General features: G+C 53.8%; 1 rRNA gene. It reads left to right on the top strand.

Annotated elements, in window-relative coordinates:
* Positions 1 to 515, top strand: a 16S ribosomal RNA gene (locus IGS61_RS27775); the annotation flags it as partial.

Genomic DNA, 515 nt, shown 5'->3' with positions numbered 1-515 from the left:
CGCACAAGCGGTGGATGATGTGGATTAATTCGATGCAACGCGAAAAACCTTACCTACCCTTGACATGGCTGGAATCCCCGAGAGATCGGGGAGTGCTCGAAAGAGAACCAGTACACAGGTGCTGCATGGCTGTCGTCAGCTCGTGTCGTGAGATGTTGGGTTAAGTCCCGCAACGAGCGCAACCCTTGTCATTAGTTGCTACGAAAGGGCACTCTAATGAGACTGCCGGTGACAAACCGGAGGAAGGTGGGGATGACGTCAAGTCCTCATGGCCCTTATGGGTAGGGCTTCACACGTCATACAATGGTACATACAGAGCGCCGCCAACCCGCGAGGGGGAGCTAATCGCAGAAAGTGTATCGTAGTCCGGATTGTAGTCTGCAACTCGACTGCATGAAGTTGGAATCGCTAGTAATCGCGGATCAGCATGTCGCGGTGAATACGTTCCCGGGTCTTGTACACACCGCCCGTCACACCATGGGAGCGGGTTTTACCAGAAGTAGGTAGCTTAACCG

The organism is Janthinobacterium sp. FW305-129, assembly GCF_020858115.1.
GTDB lineage: Bacteria > Pseudomonadota > Gammaproteobacteria > Burkholderiales > Burkholderiaceae_D > Janthinobacterium.
This window is presented reverse-complemented; position numbering and strand designations above follow the sequence as displayed.